Annotated in this window: 1 protein-coding gene; it reads right to left on the bottom strand. The window is 66.2% G+C overall.

Annotated elements, in window-relative coordinates:
• Positions 1-254 precede the first annotated feature (254 nt).
• The gene (locus NWFMUON74_RS08785) at positions 255-25964 is read right to left on the bottom strand and encodes a GNAT family N-acetyltransferase (RefSeq protein ID WP_187687339.1); all 25710 of its coding nucleotides are present in this window, start codon (positions 25962-25964) and stop codon (positions 255-257) included.

Here is a 25964-nt window from a genome sequence, read left to right as displayed (position 1 = left end):
GCATGAGAGAGAATCGGAATCGAATACTGTAGCTGCCGGATCCGAAAATTTCCGGACAACGTCAGCCGTTGCCTTCGTCTCCGGTGAGGGCGACCCGGACGAGTGCGGAGCGAGACCGCACTTCGAGCTTGTTGAAGATCTTCCGCAGGTGCAGTTCGATTCCACTCGCAATTGTCGACGGGCCTCCGCCCGACGGCGCCGACGACGCAGGTATTCACCGAACAGCGCTGGGCACGAACGGTGTATGCGGCTGTTCAGTTGGTTGCGAGCGTGGAACCAGGTTCGCTGTGTGGAGACGGGCGACCTACCGGGACGTCGGTTGCGGGTGTCACCGAGGACCAAGGTGTGGATGGCTCGCGCACGCCTTCTGTGACCACAGGTTCCGCCGCGTCGCGCGGCTGACCCCTGAGAACTCGTTGCGACGGGTGCGCCGCGTCGAGGGCGTTATCGGGAGCCTCGCTACGTGCGGTGGATTCCTGGCCCGAGACGGTATCGAGAGGGGCATGCGCCACGATCTTCGCGAGCCGGGCCATCACCACGTCGTGCCAGTCGGCGCGTCCGAGCCGTTCGAACTCGGGCCGCAACCTCTCGGCCCGGTCACGGAACCGGTCGAGCTCGGAGCGTGGGACGTCGTGAGCGATGAATTCGAGAGTGCCGTCGGCGCGTGCTCGCAGGAACCGCTGCGCAAACCGACTGGGCGTTTCCCCGGCCGCATCCTCGAAACCGAACGCGCGGTAGTGATTACTCCAGGCAACCCGGTCGCTACGCTCGACCATCACGCGGTCGGCGGAATCGGGAAAGCCGGCCACCGCGTCGTGCAGCCCGAGCCCGGGCGCTCCGACTCCCACCCTGCTCAGCTCGACGGGCAGGGCCCATGATGTCGGCTCGAAGTACAGCACGTCGCCCTCCGCGACGACACGGGGCATCGGCACATCGAACGCTCTGCCCAGCCGGGACGACAGCACCGCGGCATGCCGCGAGCGGGAATCACGCACCGCCACACGGACATACACGGCGCCATCGTTGTACGAAACCAATTCGACGTTCTGCACACCGATGACATCGGCGCCGCCATCGAGTGCTCGCACCGACCGCTCACCGCTCCTGCGGGCGGCTTGGACCTGCTCGGCGAAGGGCTGAACGCCCTGGGCGTCATCCCACGCTTTGCCGTAGGAATCCGGGTAGGACTCCGGATGCGCTTCCACCTCCGGCCGCAGCGCTGCCAGGCCGGCGTCGTTCGCCATCCGATCCAGCACCGGCAGCAACCGGTCGGGTACCGCTTGCCCGTCCGGGGCCATGTTCTCGGCCAGGTCCGACCGTGCCTGATAGTAGGCCTCGGTGTAGGCGGTCATGCCCATCGGCTCCGGGACGTCATATCCGGCGGCTCGAAGCTGTACCGCGGCAACGATTTCCATGGCGTGCGCGCGGGTTTCCTCGTCGATCCGCGCATCGATATACGCTTCTCGCGGCAAGGTCAGCTGGGCGCGGACGGTCTCGATCGATTCCCTGCTTCGGGCCACCTCGACGTGAATTGCCTGGTGTACCAGGTGAGCCATATGGTGTTCGTCCGACATTCCGGCGTCGAGGACCAATCGGTGCCGGACCGGTTTGTAGCCCGCCTCCGCGGGATTCGTTGTCTGCACGATCTTCACGTCGTGCAATACCTCGAGCGCCCATCGGCCGACCTCGGTGGTGCCCAGTTCCGTGCGAATGCGCGCCATGCGGTGTCGAGTCGCCTGGTCGGCGAGGTGCAGGAATCTCGGCGGCGCCGATCGCGGCACTGCGGTCGGTGCGGTCATCGTCCATACGTGCGGCTCGCCGCCCGGTTGCATCTGTACGTGGCAGTATTCGACCTGTGCGCCACGCCTCGCCGCGACCACACGCGGATCGGCCAGCACGGACTGGTGTTCCCCCGGACCGCCGACGATCACCAGCCGCCTCGGTGTGCCCGGCGTCAGTACCGCACGGTCCGAAATACGTTGCGCGCCAGGGACGGTACTCGTCATTCGGTCGACGACATCGGCGGCGAGGATGTCCTCCATCGCCTTCATCCGGTGGATCGACGCATCGAGCCTGCCGTACTCATCGGCCATGTCGGACAGCTCGCGCCACCGATGCTGCCGACGCCGCAGCGCCGGCAACCGATCCGGCGCCCCGGTCGCCAGTTCCGTTTTCAGGGCGGCGATCTCCTTCTCCACCCGTGCTCTGGTGATCGATCTGGGCCCTCCGGCGACACCGAGTTCGGCCGCCGTTTCGGCCAGCCGCCGGGACAACTCGTTCGCCGATACGACATCGTGGTCGTGCCGCAGGGCAGCTCGGCGCAGTCGTTCCGCGCCCTCGGGCGTGGGGTCGTAGCGGCGAGGATGGCCGACGGTGGCGGCAGTTCCGGCAGGTGGTCGAGTCCGCGCCCCCCTCTCCAACGCTCGATAGGCGTCGCGGTAGAACTGGCGGTAGCTGCGACCGTCCGCCCACTCGAAGGTGGCGACTTCCTGTTCGGAGGCCTTCAGGGCTGACTCGTGCGCCTGCTGGTGCCTCTGTTCCGGGTTCGGCACGGCACTGGCGCGGCGCCTTGTTGCCTTGTCATAGGCCTCGTCGTACCCGGCTTCCGTGACCTGCGGCGGTATGTCGAGCCCGAGCGACCGAAGCTCGGCGGCCAGCTCCGCCATGATGCGGAAACACGCGGTCTCCTCCGCGACCATGGCCCCCACATACTCGTCGATCGACATCGATAGCGGATCACGAACCGTGCGAGCCTCGACGAAGAACTCGGCGTGCACGATCTCGTGCGCCAGGTTCAGCGCCTGCGCCGCATAGTCGTGCCCGGACGTGAAAACCGTTGCGGTAAGCGCACTGCCGACCCACACGCCACCGTAATGACCTCCCTCCCCCATCAACTCGAAACGCTCGCGCACCGGCATCGATTCCAGCGACGCCAGCACCCGACGGCCGACCCGGGTATGCCGCAGCAACTCCTTGACCTGATCCGGCGTCGAGTCCATCGCGTGCCTACCGAGCACCGCCTCAGCCCCAACGCCATCGGTATCCGGGCCGCCGCGCTGTGGTTCACCGCCAGTCGTTGTAAACGCGGGAAGAGAAGGCGGGGACCGTGAATCGTCCGACAGCGGCCGCAGACCGAGATCCTTGACCAACACGCGGGCCTGCTCGGGATCAGGCACTCGAACCCGGCTCCCGTCCGCCCTTTCCATGATGTCGTAGCACTGCACGGTCCCCCGGCCCCAGTCGGCGTACCCCAATCGCTCGTACAGACGTGCCGCGGCGGTGTTGCCCGGAAGAACGGCCAGCGCGATCCGATCACGACCCGCTTCCACTCGGGCATAGCGTTCCATGTGCGCGATCAATTCGCTGCCGATGGAACGGCCTTGGAGGCCGTCAGCTACTTCCAGGTGGTTGATCAATGCGACGCCCGGAAGCCCGGATCGGATTTCCGGTTCTTCGGCATCCTCGAGCCAGAGATACCCATGCGCTACCGGACTGCCGTCTCGTCGCGCCACGAACAGCACGCCGTCTCCCCTGCCCTGGCGTTGCAGGCGGTCCTCGAGAATCCAGGGTTTACCGAAGCGCTGGGACAGGTCTTCGACATCCGCGGCCGTCGCCGCTTCGATCGTGAGGCCGGGTAGGGCAGCTCCCTCGGTCGGCGGCGCCGTACCGGATGCATCATCCAGTTCGCGGTCATCGGACGGCACTACCATTCTGTCACGCCACTCGGCTCGATCCGCTACCTGTAGCGCCCTCGGGATCGTCGCAAGGATGAATTCCAGCTGCATGCCGGCGGTAGAACGCAACGGTCGCCAGACGGGGTTCTGGTCATCGCGTTGAAACTGTATCCATTCCAGGAAGTTCGTGTTCACGTCCGCTCGGATCGCTTCCAACTCAGAATTCTCGTGATCCGACACCAACGCCTCGTCGATATGTCTCAGCAGTGCCGCTATACCGCGCAACGGCCATCGATGTACTGCTTGGGGAACGAACTTTGCGCTCGGATCTCTGCGCAATTGTTCGGACTTTTCGTACAGCGATGTGATGAACGCTTCGACAGCGGGGCCGAACACGCTGGCAGGCATTTCCGATGGAAGGCGATCGACGAGTTCGCTGAGAATCGCTGCGCGCTGCTCGAACAGGTCCGCAGCCTGCGATCTGGTAAGCACCGACGGTCGCGTAATCCACTCCGGCACCTCGATCGTCATCGGCAATCCGCCGTAATATCCGACAAATGTACCCGAAAAAGCATGACCGGGCACCCACCTATTGGCATAAACGCCATTTCCAATATGCTGGTACCATGACGGCCGAGCAGTAACGTCACCAGGAATTGCCTGCACCGGGATAGCGTGCCTGGCGGCGATATCGGCAAAAAGCTCGGGGATCTGTGGACCGAGTTCGCGCACCCAGCCGCCACCGGAAATGCCGAAGTACAGGTGGCCACCCTCCGAGTCGATATTGTGCAGTGACCGCGACATGAGAAGCGGACGCAGCGCTTTGATCATGGCCATCTGAGCCAGCGTTTCCGGCAACGGAACCTCCGAGTCCCATCTGCTACCCGGTACCGGCACCGCCGCCGGAAAACTCCATTCGGGGTGCCGAATCGGCCGGGCGATTCCGGTGTAGTACGCGGCCAGATCCACCGGCCCGACAGTCCGGGCCGGTGGCGCGTTCAACACCGCGGTATCGGGATCGGAACACACGATGAAGTGGTACGACACCTCGGACCGGAGCCCCGGCTCCGTCAGCACGTATTGGGCGAGTGCCAACGCGGTCGCGCGGCCCACCGATTCCATCGGGTGCGGATCGACAATCAGCAAGATGTTGCGAGGACCCCCGTATATCGACAGCAGCTCCATGGGCCGACCTTCGCGAGTACGCCCGATCTCACTGAACCTGGCCACGTCCTCGGGATGCCGCTCGGCGAGATCACGCAACCGCCGCCGCAATTCCTCATAGGTCGGCGAAGTATCACCCACATACTCATCGATCAACCGCGCCCCGTCGGCCGTCCACATCGAATCGACGACACCGTCCTCGTCGGACGGCTGGGCAGCAGGCGCGCTCTGGTAGACGAGCGCCCACGGTGTCGACAGTGGCTCCGAGCGCCGAAGACCGGGTTTCGGTTCGTCCCGGCGCGTATCGATCGGTGAATATCTCTGTGAACCGGCTGGTTCACCGGCCGGTCCGGTGTCAATTGGCCGATCGCCGATCGGCTCATTCTTCAACCGAGACCACGGCGTCGACATCTCTCCCGTCACGTGCGCATCGGAATGAGTAGCCCGCGCCATGGGAATAAGTGAGAAAATCAACTCCAGCTGCATGCCGGCAGTCGAACGCAGCGGCAGCCAAACCGGATCCTGATCAGCGCGCTGAAACTCGATCCATTCGAGAAAATAACGGCTCACATCCTCACGCAGAGCCAGCAGCTCGGCACGTCCAGGGTTGGCCGCCAATGCCGCATCGATTCGACGCAACAATCCGCCCAAACGCCGCAGAGGAGGACGGTGGACGATCCCGGGCTCGAATAGCTTGTCCGGATTGCGCTGCAAAGCATCCGCCTCACCCGGCAGAAACCGGATCATCTTCGCGGCAGCTCGACCGAATTCGCTCGCGATGATATCTGCCGGCACACGCGGAACCAGGCTCTCGAACACCGCAGCACGTTGCTTCAGCAGCTCGATTGCCTCCGACCTGGTCACGCTCGACGGCCGCACCGACCATTCGGGCACTTCGATATTCGTCGACAATGCGCCGAACCAGGCGGCGAATCGCCCCGTATTGGCGCCGACCGGTAGGTTCATCTCAGTGAACACCCCGGGCCCGAGCTTTTCTGCCGAATCCGGGTTGAGCGCGATATCTATCGGGTGCGGCGAAATCGGGATACCGTGCCGCGTGGCAATCTCGGCGAATAGTCGAGGTATCCGCTTGCTCAGCGCACGTACGTAACGATCTCCGGAAATACCGAAAAAGATGTATGCGCCGCCGAAGTCGGCATTGTGTCCGACCCATCGAAAGAATGGCTTGATCGCTTTACTGATAGTCATCAAGGTCAATGTCTCCGGCAACGGAACTGCCGAGGAGAATTTCCGTTCCGGCACCGGTATGGTGGCAGGGACCGCCCAATCAGGGGTACTGAGCGATCGGTGCATTCCGGTGTAGTAAGCACTCAGGTCCACAGGGCCCACGGCCCGGGCAGGTGGTCTGTTCGATACCGCACTGTCGGGGTCCGCACTCACGACGATATGCAGGGAATACAGCGACCATAGCTCCGGACGCGAACAGAAAAATTCGGCGGCAGCCAAGGCAGTCGCCCGGCCGACGGGCTCCATCGGATGCGGATCGACAACCAACTCGATATTGTTCGGGCCACCATACAGCGATAGCAACTCGATCGGCCGGCCCTCGCTCGAGCTACCGATTTCCCGGAAAAATGCCACCTCATCGGGGTACCGGCCGGCCAGCTCCCGTAGCCGCATCCGCAACTGTTCATAACTCGGTGGGGTATCGCCCACATACGTGTCGATCAACTCGGCGGTATCCACACGCCAGCCCGCGACCGGCTCGTCCGGGAGAAATTCATGTCGGGTCGAGGTATCGGACCCTCGAGCACCGTCCACGGCGTCGGGCATCTCGTCCCGGTGGTCCGGCGGTCGGGCACCGATGTCGGACGGAACCTCGTGGAACGTCTCAGTGAGGTCCTGATACGTCACCGCACCGGGCGAGAACACTCGAAGATAAAGTTCGATGATCTCCTTGGATGGCGGCGTCCTTCCGCTTTCGACGTTCCGGACCATCGCGACGGTGAGCATACGCGCCTCTTCAGCCAATTCCGACTGGGAAAATCCGGCTGTCTGGCGAAGATGTTTGAGGTAATGCCGTAGCGTATCGAAACCCTCCGGGTATCGAGGTACGGCGGGGAGCAATGCGAGCAGATAGGCTTCCACGGTGCTCCTCGACGGCACGGACACCATGGTCTCGATCTCGTCGATCATCTCCGTCGGCACGCTCATCGTCTCGGCAATCTGCTCCCGAGTGAGCCCGAACTGTCGACGAAATATCTCCAAGACCGCGCCGAGAGGCGTGCCGTCATCGACCTGCTCTGATAGACAGGCTGCCAATGCGCGCAAGTGCGCTTCCCAGGCCCCCCGTGACGGCGGCAAATGCTGCGCCAGCTCGCGATGGCGGACGGTTACTTCCAGGGCACCGAGTTGCAGCGCGAATCGCTCGATCCGCACATCGGCTGTCTCGCGAATGCCGCGCAGGCTTCGACCGACAATATCGGGGCGACTGTGCAGTCCCGGATAAAAGCGCTCGGCCACCGTCGCATAGAGCGTGCGAGCGCCGGGTGTGCGGCGCAGCAGGGCCCGCACCTGGTCGTCTGTGAGCGGCCGCGGATCGACCGGGGCCTCGGCGGCGGCCCACGTGCCGTCCGTGGCCCCGATGAGGTCGTCCATCTGCCCGGCACTCAGCCCGAGGTGACGGCGGATCTCACGCAACCAGTCCTGCGGACGGTCCCCGGGCCGCGGCCGCGGCAACCGCGTATCCCGTGCCCGGCCTGCCATCGATGTGGCTTCATCGTCCGGCGGGCGCGCACCGATCGGATACTCGGGACCGTCGAGTGGGTCATCGGTTCCGACAGAGCGTCGCAGCAGCGCGAGGTCGGTGCGTAGCCGGTGCTCCATATCCGCGTTCAGCTGACGAATGGAGGGATCGGGGCTGGTGTATCTGCGGCTCGTGCGCAGCCGCGCGAGGTCCTCTTCGAGGCGGCCGATCGCGGCGGCTCGCTCCGAGTCGCTGCCGTGCTCGGCGATGGTCCGGTTGTTGAGCACGCGCCAGTCGATCCCGCGGTGTTCCAGCGCCGAACGCAACTGTGCGGACGGATCTTGTTGCAGGACAACGAACTCGATGTCGTCAACGGTGATATCCCGATGGATCTGGGCTTCCACGTAGATCGATCCCCGGAACGGCTGGCCCGCGTAGTTCCGATTGATGCCGACCAAGCCGGGATTGTCGTGCGCGGCATCGGACGCGGCGCCGAACGACCACTCCAGTGGATCGGTGAGCGGCGACGCGATAACGCGGGTCTTGTGCACCTCGTGATCACCGACAGTGAATGTGGTGTACTCCCGGACCCGTGGTTTCAGGAAGATCTGTTCGCCGCCGTATCCGGTGGACAGCACATCCAACCCAGGGAGACCGGCGGGTCGCACGCCGTCGACCGCCACGTATCCGTAGGTAGGCTCACCGCCGAACCACAACTGCTCGAAGGCGGCCCGCTCTCCCCCGGGGCTGCGATTCGACCGATAGACGCCGTCGTGGAGCACGGACAGCAGCTTCTCCGCATCGATCCGGATAGCCACCGATTTACCCGAGACTGCGGCCCGCAACTCGCCACGCATGTGCTCTCGCAGTTGCGCGGACGGCATGCCCAGCGACACCGCCAGCTTGTCGATATTCCAGTCCACGTGCGCGTACTGCTGCAGCCGCGACAACGGCTCCATACTGAAGTCTTCGAGTTCGATGGGCATGGGTTCGCGATCTCCGAATCGCTCGCGGAACTGCCGGTCCAGGTCACGGCGGGCGTGTGCGAGCGTCACCGGGTCGGGCGGTTCGGGGACGAGCCCGGTACCGATCGGATACTGGGGTCCGTCACCGCTGTGCTCACCGGAATCAGACAGCCGAATCGATCGGACGGTTATCTCGGCCGCTACCTCGCCCAGCAGCTCGTCCAGGCGGGCGTCGACGTCGTCTCGCCGACCCGGCGGGCGCGCTGCACGCTGACCCGCCAGCGTGTCGAGTTCTCGGCGGCGGGCCTCCAGTGCGTGCAACCACGAACGGTTCTCCCCACGACGTTCGCCAACCTGTGTCGCCTCGACGACTTCGCGCCACCGGGCGTCGTCCAACGCCTTCGCCAAGGCGTCGATGGCACGAATCCATGTGTCGTAGCGGTGGAACCGGCGCGCGTTGTCGAGCATCGCGTCGAGCGTGCGGAACCGCTCGAGCGCGAAATATTCCTCGTCGCTGGTCGCCGTTGCTGAACGATTATCGGCTTCTTCGGCCGTCACCGAGTTCGCAGCCATGCCCCACGCGGCGGCAAGGTAGTCGCGAATCTCATCGTGCTCCGCCAGCACCTGTGCCTCGCCGGGCGAACCGGGGCGGAGCTGCCACACGGAATCGGAAACGGAGGGAACACCTATCTTCGCGAGATTCCAGGCTGCGACATCGGCCGTGGCCACGGCGTCACTACGAAGCCCGGCCAGGTCGCGCCCGAGCGTCGCCCTTCGTTCCGTGTCCCGGAAGTCGCCCAGACCGGATCGTGCGAATACCAACTCGCGCGCAACGTTTGCCAGGCAGTAGTCCAGCTCGGCGAAAAGAGTCCGTTCCCGCTCGGCCGCTTCCGCATAATCCGACAAGTCGTGCAGATCCTCGAGCTTCTGCACATCTGCCGACTTCACCTGCTGGTCGGTCGCCTCGGGCTGCGCGGGCGTCCACTCCCGCCCGCTCTGACCGGGTGGCTCGACGGCTCGCCGGATCAGCTGTACCAGCTCGTCTCCTGGCATGGTCGTCCGGTCCACTGCGAATGTGCTCCGCAGCCGGTACCGGGCGAGTCCGAGTTCGGTGTCCAGCTTGCGCTGGTCATCCCAGCCGGGGCGAAGCCGCCACAGCCGAAGTCCGTACTTGTCCGCCAGCCGCTGGTAGCGGTTCCTCCGCACGCTCGGCTGCGCGGCCGCCAGCTCACGGGCCAGGGCATCGAGCCGCTGTCCTACCGCTGACAGTCGGTGATATGCGCGTTCGAGGTCCACGGCCGCATGGCCGCGAACACGCGCCCGCTCCTGCCACGCGGCCACATCGCGGAATGCCGCGTCCAACGCGTCTATGCGGCGCGCTCGCTCTTCCATGCGACGGATTTCCGCGACGGTTGCCGTCACCCGGTGAGCCCGGCGAAGCCGACGGAAAGCTCGTTTCGCCTCCTCGGGCCATCCGTCCCGCCTGTAGCGGTCCGCGAGGTCTTCCAAGGTCATCTGCACCCGGTCCGGGGACTCGAAATGGTCGGCCGGAATATCGGCGATCCTTCCCAGGCTCCTGCCGGCTTCGGCCAGTTCGGCAGCCCAATCGTCGTGGGTCGGCGATCCATGACGCAGTAAATCTGCCGCGTCCACCCGTGACCGGCCGAGGAGAGCGGGGAGGAGGTCGCGCTGTGTCTGTGCCCGGCGATCCGCTGCGCGCCGGATCCGGTCCAGTTCTTCACCGGGCAACGCGGAGTCGAAAGCGAGCCGCCGAACCGCTCCGCGCAACAGGTCGTCCAGCGTATCCGAATCGACGCGCTGACCTCCCGGCAACGCGTTGTGACGCTCGGCGGCCGGGGGATCGGCAGCCAGCACCCGCCGTGCCCATCGGTCCAGGTGAGCAACGAGCTCGGTCAGCGCGACCAGCCGTCGTTCGTCGTAGTCGAACTGGTAGGTGGCATCGACTACGGCGTCGAGGCGGCGCAGTTGGTCCGCAGCCTCGCCGGACGGACCGTCCGGCGCCGTCCGAAAGATCTCCGCGAGCCGTGCTCTGGCCTCGTCCCTCAGGCCGGACGCTCGCCGCACTTCATTCGAACCCGGACGCGCGGGGATCTCCTCGAGATCCGGGCACGCGGCGACAGCCTGTTCGAGTCGAGCTGCCGCTCGCCGCCGCTCGCTCCGCGCGAGGCGCAGGGCGGACATCAGCGCATCGATATTGCGAATCCGATCGGCCATCGGGTCCGGCACGCCGGCAACGGGTCTCGCGAGATCGACGGGAGCAGGTGCGGCATCCGCCTCGCGACGTCGGGCCAGATCCGCGACCGCCATATCGCGGACCCACGCCAGGTTCGCTCCTACCGTGTCGGGTCGCGACTCGGCATCGTCCGGCGGCCGGTGACCGATGAGTCCAGGCGGCGACGCGTCATCGTCGCCGTGCGCGTCAGCCGGAGCCTGCTCGTCGTCTGTTGGTCGCGCATCGATCCGATGCATCCCGTGGTCGGTACCCGCGATGACTGCTGCGATTGAGCCGGGAGGCGGGCGCTCCGTGTCGAGCGCCCCGCCGAGGGTCGTCTCTACCGGTGTCGACGAATCACCGGGAAGGTCGCGCCCATGAATAGTCGCGGCGATGGCGCTGTAATCCGGTTGATCCGCGACCGTCCGTCGATCGCCTGCGTCGGGCGCGGTGAAGGTCACGACGACGTGGCGATAATCGCCTCGATGCCCGTCGAGGTGCTCGAACCGGACGCGCGTCAGACCGCGGCGAGCAGCCATTCGCCCGGTGAATGTGCGGGCGGCCGCGTCTTCCGGTGACAGCTCCGGATTTTCCCGGAGCAAAGTGTTGAATACGTCGATATTGGTTGTCAGGCCGTCGTAGGTAACGGTCCAGAAGTCCTGAATCCCGGTGACGAGATGACCGATCTCGGCCTCCATCTGCGCCACCATCGCGAAGACGCGAGGTGTGCGTTCACTCGCCCGCACCTGCATACGAAGCACACCCTCGGCATCGACCGACGCGAAGATGCCTTCCGGGGGCAGCGTCCGGCCGTCCGCATCGACCAGCGGAGTCAGCCCGTAATCGTTGTCGTATCGCCGGACGGCCTGCATTCTACGGGTGTTGTACTCGACTATCGGATCGTCGCGGCGGGCGCCGACGGCGGGTTCCTCGGGCGGCCGGTGGCCGATTTCCTCGGGGAGGTCGCGTCGGCCGCCGATGAGCCGCAACGGAATTTCCCGGCCGGGCACGCCGCTGGGTTTCCGGCCCGGCAGCAGCGGATTCTCGGGGGTCCCGTCGGATTTCCACGCCAGTCCGTGGAATGTCGCCTCCGGCCCCGACACACGCATCAGGTGGGCGGCCCACGCATCCACGGCCTCGTCACCACGCACGGTGCGCACGTCGGGGACGGCCGCGCCACGTGGGCCGAGACGAAATATCTGCTCCTCGACGGTGATGACATCGCCGTCCATGCGCACGGTGAATGCGGGTGCGGCCGTGCCGAGATCGACCACACCCACCACCGTGCCGCGCGACCGGCGCACCTGTTCGACCAGCTCCGCGGCATCGGAATAGCCGCCTCGGTGCCAATTGGCTCCGGCCCATCGGGCCGCCTCCGTTCCGGTGACCCCCCGTCGTGGGACTTCGGCCGCGCGATCCTCGGGAACCGTGATCCTGGGGGTTCCCGGGCCCAGGCGGGCCGAGTCGAAAGCGGTGAGAAGCCCGGTCTTGGGGAGCCCGGAAGGTGCGCTGTCGTAGACCCGCGGCGGCGCGCGAACGAGATTTTCCAACTGTTCGATCAGTTCCCGCGGTGTCTTCCCGGTCAGGTCGGGGAAGTGCACGGCCAGCAGATCGCTGAACGCCTGGCCGGTGTCGGTAGCCACATGCCAAGTGCGCCCGCGGCGTTCGAGCACCACGTAGTCGGCCATGACATCGAGGGAGATGGGATGCGTCTCGAGATGCGCGGACGGGTTCAGGTCCGTCTGCGCGGACGGATCTCCGCGATGCCGCTCGCCCAACGGCAGGGGCGCCGCCCGGTGAGTGTGCAACCGGTGCAGGACGTGTGCGGGGTGCCGCGGGTCGAGCGCGGGATCGGCGCGCACCGTCCGACGTCCCATTTCGATGAGCTCGAGCGGCGCAACGAGTGGTTCGGATACCACGGCCGTCGACCTCGCCAATCCCTTGCCGACGCGCGCCGATTCCGGCCACTTGGTGAACGCGCCCGCTCCGAGTTGACGCAACCACTCACGGAATCCGGCTGTGAGCACTCCTGCCTTCCGAAAGACCAAGTACTGATGGAGCAGGTGCAGGCGGGCCTCGTTCCGCCGATCGATGGGGACACCGGCGGCCTGCGGTTCGATCTGTTCGATCGCGATCCGTCCGTCCGGCTGCGGGTCCACACGCAGGTAGTGGATACGCAGACCGAGGCGATAGCTCGCGTCCGCGAATTCGCGATGCTCCAGTGCCAGCGCCGTCAACGCCGCCGCATGCCCGTTCGGCGGTGCGATGACGACCAGGAGACCGTGGCGTCCGGCCAGGTTCGGGTGGAACACGATGCCGGGCCCGAGTTGCCTGCTCCGGTCGCTGCGCTCGAGTTCCGCGGCGACGACAGGCCTCGTGAGTGCCGCGTCACGGTCCCTCCGGGCGCGGGACACCGCAGCCGCCAGCTGCTCGCGGTGAGCGAGAAGCCTTGCCAGCGTGTCGATATCGGCCTCGCGCGCCTCGATCCGATTGCGCCACAGGTCATGCTCGGCATCGATGATCGGAATCGACTCCAATTCCGATGGGTCGACGCCGATCTCGGCGGCCAGCGCGGCACGGTCACGCGCCACCGCACCGCGCAGTGACGCCAGCACAGCGGTGCGCGCCGCAGGGTCGGCCATCTCCAACACCTCCGGCGAGGCCATCCCCAGCCGACCTGCGAGCGTGTCCAGTTCCTCCGCGCAGGCGCGCGACCGTCCGGCGGCGGCGTCGGCTTGCCGGACCAGCTCGTGATATTCCCGGATTTCGTCCGGTGACAAGGTGATCTGTGACGGCCTCGAACCTCCGGCTTCGGACTCGTTGTTGCTGATGCGCAGCATGGCGGTGAGCTCTTGCGCCATCCTGTTCAGCGACTTCGCCCCAGTGAGATTCAATATCTCCGAATTCGGCCCGGAGGTTACCGTCGAACGCCAGCCCCTCCTATCGCGCGTGAGGCTGATCTCGACAGGGCTGCCTATGGCGAAACCACGCAGCCGCCATACGTGAGGGGTTCTGCTCCGAGAGTCGACTTCCGCCGCGGCCACTCCGGCGTCCACGGTTGTCAACGCCGCTTCGCCGTCGTTCAGCAGGTGCGCCAGTCGGTCCAGGAGCCGATCCGGATCGGTGTCCGACCTTCCCTCGAACCACCGGCTGAGCACATCTCCGGGCTGCCCGTCTCCGCGTGGCGGGGCCACGCGCCAGACTCCACCGTCGTCGAACAACTCGACTTCCGCTGTTACGCCACCGATGTCGACAGTGCCGACCAAGGACACGCTGCCGACAGCGGTCCCGGACGGCGGGCCGGACAGGTCCGGCAGCGGGAAACTCCGTCCGGCGACGCGGATCAGGACAGCGGTCGGGTCGGGCCGGTCTTCGTCCACCGTCGGCTGTGCCTCGGCTGCCGCGGCGGCGAACGCCTGAACCGTGCCGTCACGTTTGAGCCCCTCGTCACCGAAGCACATCTCACCGAGCTGGGCGAGCCAGTCGCGGAATCCGACCCGCACCAGCCCCAGTCGGCGATACCGCAGGTACTCGCCGAGCAGAATCCCCTCGGTTTCGACTGCCGAAGCAGCACGGTGCGAAGCCGCCACTCCCGGTGGCAAGGCCGCACCGTCGGGGTTACGGGCCACCGCGGCGGAGATCTCGGCCACGATCGGACCTTCGATCCCCGGCAGCACAGCCAGATACCGGCAGTCGAACTCGGGCCGCTCACCGACGCCCGCGAATCGCGGATTCGCTGTGACCAGCTCGGCCAATGCGACGTCGTGCCCGCCCAGCGGCGCGGCCACGACTACCACACCGCCGTCCCCGGAAGAGTCGGGCAGGAAGGCGACACAGGGCGTGAGCCGGGTGCCGATACCTCCCGCGGACAGCCAGGAATCGAGTCGGTCCGTGATCGCGTCGTGCGCGGACCGCCAAGCATGCTCGTCCCGGGCAGTCGCGGATACCCGGGTACCGAGGCGTCGCTCCGTCCGCCATACCTCGAGCCGCTCCGCGAAGGTCTCGTGCGCTGGGCGCCGAGAGTGCTCGTCACCGGTCGGCTCCGGTCCGGAGGCGGGTGTCGCGGCGGGTTCGGGGACCACCTCGTGCACGAAGACGCGGCCCTGTTCGTCTACCACGACATGGAATCCCACCAACTGGACACCGCGCCGAATCAGGTTCTCGAAATCCGCGGAATCGATTCGCTCCAGCAGGTGCTCCACCCGCGATACCGGCCCGGCCACAAGTATTTTCGGCGCCGTGCCGTCGATCTCCAGCACACCGACGCCCGGCGCCAACCGTCTACCGCCCCGGTCGATGACCTCGCTTCGAATCACTTCCTCGGCGAGGTCGGTCGCCGCTTCGAGACGCAGGCTCCGTTCCGCCACCCGGGCGAAGTCGTCCAGCACCATCCGGCTCTCCAGATCCACCGAACCGTTCTCGATTTCGAAGGCTTCGGCCTGCACCTCGGCCAGTGCACTCGACGCATGTGACAGCTCACCGAGAGCCCTGGACAGATCGTCGTAGCCGGCCGCGCGATCATCGACGACCTCGGCCAGCTCGCGAGGGCTGAGGGTTTCCGCGTCGTCGATTCCGAGCCTGCTCGCCCGCGCGAGGGTGTCAGCGGAAAATCGGCGCTTTCGCTCGGCCGCCGCGGCGATCCGACGACCCCAGTCGCGCGCCCGCGCCGCAGCCTGCGGAAGCGGCGTGAACTCGCGTGGTGCCCCGGCCGGTCCCCAGCCCGGCACGGGCTGCCACGAATCCGGGGCCCAGTCGGTGGTGAGCTGATCGCGTACGCGTCTGATCTCGCCGAGCCGCGTGTCCACCTCGGTGAGCAGTTGCTCGTACCGATCCGCGTATCGCAGGAGGAAGTAGAGCCGTCGCCACCGTTTCGCGTTCTCCAACCGCTCGAGCATTCCTTCGTCCGTCGCACCGCTCGAGGCGCGTCCGGCCAACTCCGCGATGACACGCTCCACCCGACCCGGATTCGGGTCGGCCTCCGCGAAATGCGTGCCCTGTCTCATTATTTCCCAGCGCAGCGCAGCCGTCAGGCGCTCGAACTCGGCACGGATCGACGGTAGACCCGTCGCTCTTTCTCGCCGCGTACCGAGGTCGCGCAACGACACCCACGACTCGGCCCATTGATCACGTAGCTTCTCCACTCGGGCGAGTTCATCGAGCAGGTCCCGTATCTCCTCCGGGGCAGCCGCGGACTCGGTCACGATCTGCCCGGTTTCGGCCTGGATGTTCTGAGTCTCGGACGACATGTTCCCGAGCCGGCGCTGCTGGTCGCGGCGGTAAGCAGCGTGGACTGCCCGGTTTGCGCTGAGGAGTTCGTGAGTGAGGTCGGTGATGCGGCCGTGGTCGAGGTAAGCACTCACTGCGGCAACGAGCTCCCTCACCGGGGAGCCGGTTCCGGCCCGCTCGCCGAGCAACCGCCACTCGGCCAGTTCGTCGCCGCCGGACGCAACCGCTGTGACAGGATCGGCCGCCGCCGTCCCGATCATCGCCAGCAGATCACCGTGCTGGGCCGCCTGCGAAAGGTCGAGTCGCGCAACGACTTCCGGCAGATCCTGGCGCATGGGATGTTGCAGCAGAATTCCGCGAAGAATCCAGCCGCCGAGCCACCGGAATGCGCCCGCTTCCATCCGCCGGCCCAGCTCCCGCCACTCGTCATGGTCCAGCGCGCGCAATCGCCGCAACAGCGGCTCGAGTACTCGTTCCACACGGCGATATCCCTCCGGTTCCTGTTCGATCAACCGGATGATTTCCGCCTGCACCACCTCCCGCTCACGTGAGAACTCGGCATCGTAATCCGGATCGGAAACCCGCCTCGCCACGTCCTGCAGAATCTCCCGGCCGAGCAGCTCACTCAGTCCCCGCACGGAGGCATCCCGGAGCTGCTGCATGTCGCTCGGCCTCGTCTCACCGGCAACGGACGCTCTGAGACCTTGCAACCCCGCCCGATACCTCACCTCTTCGGCCAATCGGGCGTGCAGGGCCTCCGCCGCTGACATTTCAGGAGACTCCGTGAGCCGGGAAGCGGCAGGGCTCTGTTCCTCCGGGCCTTCGTGCGGGTCCTGCGGCGGCCTGTTACCGATGCCTCCGGTCGGGCCGGTGATGCGAAGTCGAGGGTCGATCCGAAATTCCGGACCGATGTCGGGCTGTCGTAGTTTCGTGACGTACTCGTGGATCACCCAGTTGGCACTGCCGACGACAGGGTCGTCGAAATTGATCTCCGCATGGGCGAATCCGATGGCCATCGTCTCCTCCGCTGCCTCCGCTTCCTTGCCCGGCACTGGGTGCGCAAGAGGGAGGGGGCCCAGCCATTCCTCGTAACTCTCGTCCAGGCCCAGCCTCTCGAGTTTCGTATGTGCCTCGCGGAGTACGGCCGGGATATGCTGACTGAGTTCGAACCCGGTCGCTTGATCGATCGCGTGCGCGAATTCGTGAGCGGCAACGTATGCGTAAGTCTTTTCCGCATCCTGTTCGGCAGCTATCAGGAGGTTGAACGTCAAATCGGCACCGCTGACAGTATCGGTTCGTTCGTCGTATCGAGGGCTCATAAGCCCACGCGTCTGCGGCGACAGCAAATCGATACGCAGTGCTCGAATATTGGTCCTCAACTTTTGGTATCCGGGAGCATATCGATACCTGTCCAGCAGTTCGTCCAGTCTTCCGAGGATTACCTCGGCCACCTGTTCCGAAATGTATGGCGAGTCGAATCCGGTGACCTCGAGATAGGGGTGGCGCGACTTGAACGTCTCGACCAGCCGGACCTTGGCCTGTGTCTCGAGATCGAGCCCGGCCATCAACTGCGGATGCTCGGCGTGCGCCGCAATCTCGCCCAGCGCGATCGTCGCGTTCATGTGTGTCTCGCGCATGGTCCAGCGGACCGCCTCTGGATAAGGGGTTTGAAACAGGTAGTCCCAGAACTCACGTACGCGCCGCCCGACATCGATGATGTCCTGCCGCCGGAGGTGGTGGTCCTGCCACTGCCTCCGGCGACCGACGCGGCGGACGAATACAGCGGCAAGAGGGCTGGCCTGCCCGGTGATGGCATGGAAGAGGCCCAGCATGTCGGCCACACGGGGATCAGCGGTCCCCCGGTGGAGGGACCGGTGTTCCCGATAGAGGACGTGGTACTGGGGCTCCTGCCACAACACCTCGGCTATCGGCGCTCCCATGTACCGGCCGATCCATGTGTTGGTCCATTCCGCGACAGCTTCGTCGGTGTTGTCGTAGGTCTCGCGCAGAATCCGGGAACCGTCATCGAAGGAAATCAGTTCGATGGTGACCCCCGGCCGCCCCGGCATCGGATGGATTCGCATTCCATCGGGAATATCATCGGGTCCAGCGGACCGGTTGTATTGCTCGTCGGGTGGCCGGGCGCCGATCGAGGAACGCGGTTTCCGATCAACCGCGGCCGCCGGTTTGACCACGCGAATCTCGTAGTCGCCGTCGGTTTCGGTGGGAATGGCCGAGAGCGTGAACGGTGTGCCGTTGTGGTGGAAGGCTACGCCGGTGAATCCGGCATTCGCGAGGTGGCGTGCGACCTCGCGTGGGCGGGTGTCGAGGCGGAACATCGGTTCCTCCACGCGGATGGTCGCCGTTCCACCGGGTTTCATGATGCGGAGAAGGTTCGGCAGCAAATCGGAGGTGGGCAGAAATTTCCGAAATGAAACGGTCGTTAGATTCACATTATCGAGGGACGCGTCAGGAATTATTCCGACATGATCCGGATGCACAGCGACCAACTGCCTGCCGGCAATTTTCGCATTGGCGATATATGCGATTTGCAGCTTGTCGCCCGGGATTCTTCGCAAACGTCTTTCGACCTCCGCCAGGTCGAGGGCACGATTCGGATGGTCGACGTCTATCGATCCCAGCGTCTGTCGCAGTCTTTTCAACCCATCCTGTTCCTGGACGAGCCACGTATATTTGTTCGACAATTCTATGAGTTCTCTGCGCGTTATCTCGTCCATCGGCTCCAGGGGTCGGCCGATAGACTCCTCGAGGCGCGGGCCGAACAGAAATCCGTAGACAACCTTGACCTGCCGGAGGCTTTGCCGAGGGAAGGAGTGCAGCTTCGAGCCGTTCCAGTCGCTGACCGCAACTTCGTTGCCGTTGCTCGTCATGACGTAGGAGTGCGCGCCACCGTCTTCGTAATGATCGAATACCAGAGCGGTTGCGCCGTCTCCTGATCCGAGCAGTTGCTCGGCCAGCTGAGAGTGGTTCTCATAGGCGACGGGATGGGCTCCTGATGCCGCGGCCACTTCGAACAGCGGCGTGCCGGTCGGGCTGACGTCGCGATGCAGCAGGCGGATGTCGGGGTTCCCGGTGATATCACGGATGTCCATCAACGCGGCTGCGGCGCAGTACTTCTCGATGTCGTGCGGGTGGACGTATACCTGGCCGGGCAGGTGTTCCGCCAGCTTCGCATCCAGAAGCCCGCTCAACCGACGGTATTCGGCCGCCGCGTGGTCGCGGCGCCCGGCGATCTCGGACCGGTAGCGGAAGAAGTCCAGCAATGCGCGCTTCGCCTCGCTGGCCAGCGAGTGCAATTCCGCCGACCGGCGAAGGAAGAGTTCGCGCCGTTCCAACGCCCGGCGCAGTTCGTCGGACACCTCCGACCACCTTGAAGGGTCACCGAAGGTCGCGGGGTCGACTCCCTCTTCGCGGGCGATCCTGGCTATCCGATCCGACAAGGTACCGATCGTGATATCGGTCGCATACATACCCAGAAACTGCTGAAATCGCTGTTCCGAAAGCACGTCACCGGTTTCGGGCCAGAGTTCTGTGGCAGACGTCGGCACATCGTCGATGTGCGGTTGGCTGTCGGATGGGCGGTGGCCAGTGGGCCTGAGTTCGTCCAACCGGACCTGTGGTGGCGCGTGGTCGCGCCGCGAAGCCAGGGAGACCACGTTGGCGAGGGGAACGGAAGCGGCCGGGTTCCGGGGCTCGGAATCGCGCTCGAGAACGTTGCCGCCGCTGTCGAATTCGATGGCCCAGACTCGGCTGTCCTTTCGGCTGAGCCGTTCGATGTGACGTCCCTGCTTCTTCTTCCACTCCTCGAAACGGACACTTCGCTTCAGGAGTGCCTTCGGTCCGGAAAGGTCCTCGGGCCGGGTAGCCGAGCGAATGTTACCGGCGTTGATGTCGAGCACGACGAGGTCCGGCTTGTCCTGGCGGTCACTTCTGTTGTGCAGCAACACCAGATGAGACCGGACTTTCCCGACCTTCCCGCCGTCGGTGTCGACCCAGTTGTAGACCACCCAGCTGGCGCCTCCTGGTCTGTTCGCCAGCGATTCGGCCGCTGTGTCCAGGCTGTCGAATGTCGCGAAATCCCCTCCGCCGGAGGCGAACTGGACCTCGGCGCTGCCGTGGCCCGCCAGCGGTGTGTGCTCGGGCATGCGGTAGGAGTGCTGGTTGTCGGGGTAGAGCACGCGCATCATCGTCACGGCGTTGTTCACGCAGCCGTTCGGAGTTCGCTGGTGCACGCTGACGACCAGGTCGAGCAGGGCGGTGAGGGCCAGGTATTTCGATGCGGCTTCGACCATGGGCTGGGCCGGCGCCTCGGTGTCGGTGGAGGTGGTCTGTGCGAGGTGTGCGACGGCGTCGGCGATCACGGCGCGGGCGATGCCGACATCGACCTCGGCGGGCGGGCGGGGCAGTGTCGCCAGCGCTTCGGAGAGTTCCTGGCGGGCTCGCTCCATCATGTCGCCGACCAGGCGGATTCCTTCCGCGCCCGCGACCTGCCCGGGCCGCAGGCCGAGTTCGCCCGACAGCCGGTCGCGCCGGTCTTCGAGCTGGTGCAGCGCTTGTTTGTCGGACAGAGTCGGGTCGTGGACCACCGCTGCGGGTGCGGGGTGGTCGAGGTGCTGGTTCAGCGTTTCCGTGGCTGCAGGCGGTAGACCTGCGTGCAGTCGGTTTAGAGCCTGCACGGCCGCCGAGGTGTCCGGCTGCGACCGGTCCGGCAGGTCATCGTCCTCGTCGTCGAGCGGGGCCGCGATCGCACCCGGGATCGCTGCGGGGATCCTCAGCCAGCCCGCCAGACGGGCGAATCGCTCGGCCGGATGTTGCGGGCCGACAAAGCTATTGGCGCTGTGCGATCCGGCTGCGGGCAGGGCGGAACGCACCGGTTCGGGAGCGAAACCACCGTCCATGACCGGGACAAGTGCGGCGTCTTGGCCAGGGGCGACAGCCTGAGCAAAGGCGTTGGTTCGGCCAGGGGCGACGACGTGGGGAGAGTCGTTGGTCTGGCCAGGGACGACAGCGTAGGGAGAGGCGTTGGCCTGGCCAGGGACGACAGCGTAGGGAGAGGCGTTGGCCTGGTCAGGGGCGACAGCGTGGGGAGCAGCGGCCGCGGCCGGAGGGGTGTGCGCGTGCTGGGTGCGGCCGGTGGCCAGCAGGTGGTGTTCGACCGCGCGCATCTGGGCCGGTGCCGCGTGCTCGCGCAGGACGCGCTCGGCGGCTGCGACGGCCCGGTCTGCCCGGTCGAGCGCGGCGCGGCTGTCGGCGGTGTTGTGGACCGCGTGCTCGGCGGCCGCCGCGCGTTGGGCGGTGACGGCGTCGGTGAACATGACGACCTGCTCGGTGACGCCGTGGTTGGCGACGGTGCCGTGAAAATCCTCCGGGGAGAGATATTGCATGAAGGTGCCCGGTGTGCCGCCTGCTGCGCGGTCGGTGCTCGTACCGCCGCGGGATGCGCGGCCCACGCCCTGCTCGAACGCCCGTTGCCCCCGAGACGGCCCACCATCCATCCGGGCCAGGGTCCCGCCCAGCGCGATGGATTCCGGCGTGGGCTCCCAGTCGGTGCCGCGCAGATACTCCTTGTTGACGAACGCGACGGTGCCCGGCGCCCCCCATGCGTTCTTGATCCGATCGTTCGCCCACCGCTTGGCCGCCTCACCGGTGCCGTGCTCATCGGACGTACGGGCGTCGAGAACCAGATACTCGAGCCCGATCCCGTCGGCGACCGGTAGACCGTCCACCGAATCGAAGCGCACCTCGACTCCGTAGTGCGCGGCGGCCGCGTCGAGCATGGAGCGGATCACCTCGACCGGCGGTGCCTGCGCGATCCGCTGCCGCAACGCCGCCACCTCACCGGCGGGAGCACCGGCACGCTCACACGCGTCGAGCAGCGGATACGCCCGCGACAACGCCTGCACATGGTCGTGGGTGATCTGGTCGACCCAGTCGACCAGGCCCTTCTCGTGGTCGAACTTGTCGCGCCACCCGTGCAGCCGAATCCGGTTGCCGTTCTCGTCTTCGCGAACGTCGTCACCACGGATGTTCCTGTTGTCCATATGCTCGTTGAGCTGCGGACGGCCGTGCTGCTCCACCCCGACCAGCACACCGTTCTCATCGAAGACCGGCGTCAATCTCAGCTCCCCGACCACGTCACGGCCCATCTGCGCGAGCTTGTGATGCCGGGCCTCGTCGTTGAGCGGGTAGTGCCGTTCCAGCTGCGAGACGTAGTAGGGCGGATTCTCCGGGACTCCCGCGATACCGTAACGGTCGTAGAGTTCGGCCTCCACGATCTTGAGCGTGCCGGAGTATCCCGTCGGCCGCCCCAGATAACTGCTGCCGATCAGCTGATCCACCGAGATGTACAAGGCCTCCTCCGGCAGGTTGGCCCGCACCGGCACCCCTTCCTTGAGGTCCATGAACTGGCCTACCAAACCCTGCGTCCGGGTCTCGGTCCCCTCCTCCCGATTCGCCTGCAACTGATCGTTGGTGTCCGACGCAATCAGCAGGACCTTTCCCCCGCTCCCGGAAGTCGCGTCACCAGGGCCTTGGACGGAGTCGCTGCCAACGGTCTCGCCGCCGACCGGCTCGGCCCCATGCGGATCGATGTCGCCGCGGCCTTCGATGTAGTCGCTATTTCTGACACGCGCCCACTCGGCCAACGCGGCACTGGTATACATCTCGGCGTCGGCCGCGGTTACCTCTTTCCCGGGCACTCGGTTGAGCTTCGCGATAGCCTCCGGACTCAACGTCGCCCGCCAGAACCCGCGCGTGCCGTCGGGCCTGCCGAAATCGGCCGCGGTCAACCCACCGGGCAGCCGCTGCGCGGCCTTGAACCGCTGCCAGACCTCCTCCAGCCGCGCGACCACCTCGGGGTCCTCGTTCCCACTGGCGCCGGGCGACAGCACCGCCTCACGGCCGTCGACCACCGTGTCCATCTCATCGATCGTGTGCACCTTCGCCCCGCGCCCACCGGGCAGCGGCTCGAACTCGGCGTCCAGACCGTGCTGCTCCGCGGCTTCGTCGAGCGCTTCCTTGATCGCGTCGAGGGGCAGCCGATGCTCCTTGAGCCTGGGGAACAACCTCTCCCGAAGGCCCGTGATCTCTTCGTCCGACGCACCTCCCTCGCGGAGGCGATCGAGGAACGCCTTGCCCCGGCGCAGCACCAGGAACTCGGCGTTCTCCGGTGTGCCGACGAACATCTGCCCGCGCCCCGGAGCCGCTTCCGGAAAGTCACCGTCCTGACTCATCTCCGCCAGCCGGTAGGTATCCACCGGCAGATCCCCGTGCTCGGACCTGGTGACCTGCTCCACCGACGCGATCGTTTCCAACACCAGCGAATCACTGCTGGTCCACACATACGCGACACCGTGCTGAATCGCGTCGTCGATGGTCTTCACGGTGGTCAGCAGCGTCTTTCCCTCACCGGTCTTCATATCCGCCAGCTCCAGCCCCCACGCGATACGCTGCGTCACCCGCATGTCCTTACCGGTGGTCAATTCGGCCCACTTCCGCATGGCGAGATAACGCTCCGCGCGGGTTCCTTCAGTGATCCCCTTCAGCAGTGCGTCCGGCGATGCCGGAACCGCCACCGAATCCGAAGCATCCCCCTCGTACAGCATCTCCTCGTAGTATTCGGTGGCCAGCTCATCGGTCGCCATCATCGCCCGCAGCCGCTTGTCCGACGCGGCACGGAACGCCGCATCACGATCGGCCACCCCTGCCTCATACGCCGCGATATCCGCCCTGCCCGCCTCCGCCGCTGCCCGGAACCGCTCGTCGATCGCCCGCACCCCGTCCGACATGAGGCTATCGCGCGCCGTCCGGTATGTCTGCGTGCATCGCTGCAGCTCACCCTCGGCTGCCCGCAGCTTCGCCTTCGCCACCTCGTCGTGCTCGGCCAGCGCCCGGCGCCAGTACTGCTCCCGCACGGCCACCTCGGACCGGAAAGCCCTTCTGCTCCAACGCGATACGATTTCGTTACGGGCGGACTCGGCCGCTTTCAGCTCGGTGGCATGCTCACCCGGCAGCGCCCGCAACAATGCCTCCCGCTCCGCCATCGCCCCCCGCAACCGATCCCTGGCCCGGTCGACGCCGCGCTGCAAACCAGCGAGGTGCGCGGCCTCCGGCTCCGCGCTCCGGATGTAATCGCGATACTCCTGTTCTCGCCGCGCCAGGGCGGCCCCCGCCACGTCGACCCGCTCCTGAACCGACCCGATGCTCTCCTCCACATGGCCACGCACACTCGCCTCGTAGACAGTCACCGCCGCCTCATGCGCATCACGACTCTCCGACCACTGCGCACGCGCCGCCGCCAGCGCCTCACGACCCGCCCGCATGCGCTCACCGGTCTCCGCCTCCACCCGCGACCGCTGCTCATCGGCCGCCGCGATCGCGGCCTCCTCCTCCGCCTTCCGCGCTTCGAAGCGTTCCTCGACCGCCTCGCTCACCGCAGCGTCGTGCGCGGCCCGCGCGGCCGCTACGTCACGACTCGCGATCTCCGACTCGAGGGCTGTGCGCCCCTCTTCCACCGCCGCCAACGCCCGATCCAGCTGCTTGCGAGCATCCACCACCCGCTGATCATCGACAGCCACCCGATCGGCCAACTCGGCCCGCAACTTCGCCTCACGCCCGTTCACCACCGAGGACGCGGCACCGGCCGAACCACTCTCCGCTACCGCAGCCCGGTTCTCCTGCACCCCCGACCGCACGACATTGGAAGCAATCGCCTCACGCACCCCACTCTGGACGGTCGACTCCGACAATTCGTAATGCCCGGTCGCACCTCTCGATTCGATGCCCTCAGGTTGCCCGTGTGTAGCGAGCCCGGCCGCTGACCGGCCATTACCGCCCGAGCTGGCATCTGCCATCAAGTGGCCGCGCGCACCTGGACCCACACCGCGGCCGGTGTTCTCAGCACGCCCGCCGACAGACACGTCTGGCGGCCTGAAGCGGCCGCTGCCGTCGATCACCGCTGACGCCACTGCATCGGATCGGGCGCGGACACTGCCATGGGCGGCCATCGCTCCGCCGGCCGCACCGTTGAGCAACTCCGCGAGCATCTGATCGAAATCTTGCGGCCATCCGGTAACCAACGCCGCCGCACCCAAGCCCGCCACCGCGCCGGCAGTCCCGTGGACCAGCCCCAGCAGCCACCGGCTGGACTCCACCCGAGGAAACACCTTGGACGCGACCTGCCCAGCCACCGCGCCACCGACCGCACCACCAGCACCGCCCGCGCCCATAGCGGCGATCGAAGCCAGGTCGAACCCGTTCGGATTCTCCCCGTTGGCGCCGATCAAAGACATTTCGCGGCGTCCCTGCGCCCACTGCAGCAATTGCACGCCCCCATCGACGGCCGCAGGGAACACCGCCGATTTCCCCACCACGACAGCAAGTTGCAGCGGTCCCAGACCCGTCACCCGGGCCACCGCGTTCGCCGCGTGCCACGCGAAACCTTGCTTCAGGCCCGTACGCATCATCTCGGCCTCGGCGCGGCCCTTGACCAGCATGGACTCCACAGTCGACGCCGCCGCGACCTGGCCGGCGGGACCGGCTGCCGCCGCCACCGCCAGCGTCCGGTAGATCTGCCACACCAACTGGACGCCGAATGCGAACATCACACACAGCGTCTTCTCCGCCTCATTCGCCGCCCCGTCCGCCTGATCGGCCAAGATCAGTGCCTCGTCGTGCAGCCGGACCGCGCCCTTGTCGTGCAGACGCAGCATCTCGCGTACCTTATCGCCGAGCACGCCCACCGTATCCTGCTCCACCCCAAGGCTTCTCGCCTCCTCGGCGTACTCGTTCAGCGACGCCGCCTTCTCCCGCAACCGCGCCGCCATCCACCGCATCCGTGACACGTCCGCGCGCGGCAGATCACCCCCGAACACCACCATCTCCACCAGCCACCGCACCGGAGCCGGAAGAAGCTCCACTGCCTGCTCATACAGCTCGCGCGCCAGCACTACCGGGGTAGGCGAGAAGTCGTCCAC

Source organism: Nocardia wallacei (assembly GCF_014466955.1).
In the GTDB taxonomy this organism is placed as follows: Bacteria; Actinomycetota; Actinomycetes; order Mycobacteriales; family Mycobacteriaceae; genus Nocardia; species Nocardia wallacei.
Note: the sequence above shows the minus strand (reverse complement) of the source record. Positions and strands in the feature narration are given on the sequence as shown.